Here is a 574-nt window from a genome sequence, read left to right on the forward strand (position 1 = left end):
GGTCTACGTCGGGCTGGCCGGGAGCCCGAGCCTCATCGACACCCGCGTCCTGGCGCTGGCGGACGTGACCGCCGTCGGCGTCCTCAGCGCCTCCCCGGGCCTCGCCGGAACCATCGAGGCCTACGCCGGCGGCGCCGCCGACCCGCGACCTCTCGTCGCCGCGACCGTCGGCCTGGAGCAGGTGGGGGCGGTGCTTGCGGGAGAACGCCCCGCAGGCGCCGGTGACGGCCCGAAGATCCACGTCGACCCGCGAATCTGAAGGGAGCTGAGATGAGCGAGTTTCACGGGCTGGTGGCGATCGTGACCGGGGGTGCCAGCGGCATCGGCGCGGCGACGGCCGCCTTGCTGGTCGAGCGCGGCGCCCGGGTGGCGGTCCTGGACCGATCGATCGCCGGGGTCCCCGACTCCGTGCTGGGTGTCGTCTGCGACATCACCGACCCCGCGCAGTGCGACGCCGCCGTCGCTCAGGTCGTCGAGCACTTCGGCGCCCTCGACATCGTGGTCAACAACGCAGGGATCGGCGCCGTCGGCGACATCGCGGCCAACTCGGACGAGGAGTGGCACAGGGTCCTGG

Annotated in this window: 1 protein-coding gene and 1 pseudogene; both read left to right on the forward strand. The window is 73.3% G+C overall.

Annotation, left to right across the window (positions count from 1 at the left end; all coding sequences use genetic code 11):
• Window positions 1–259, forward strand: a pseudogene (locus ACXJKG_RS21390) (alcohol dehydrogenase); the annotation flags it as partial.
• Window positions 260–270: 11 nt separating this feature from the next.
• Window positions 271–574: SDR family NAD(P)-dependent oxidoreductase (locus ACXJKG_RS21395; RefSeq protein ID WP_456847723.1), on the forward strand; the 304-nt coding region annotated here is incomplete at its 3' end.

Source organism: Cellulomonas sp. P5_C6, from assembly GCF_054049635.1.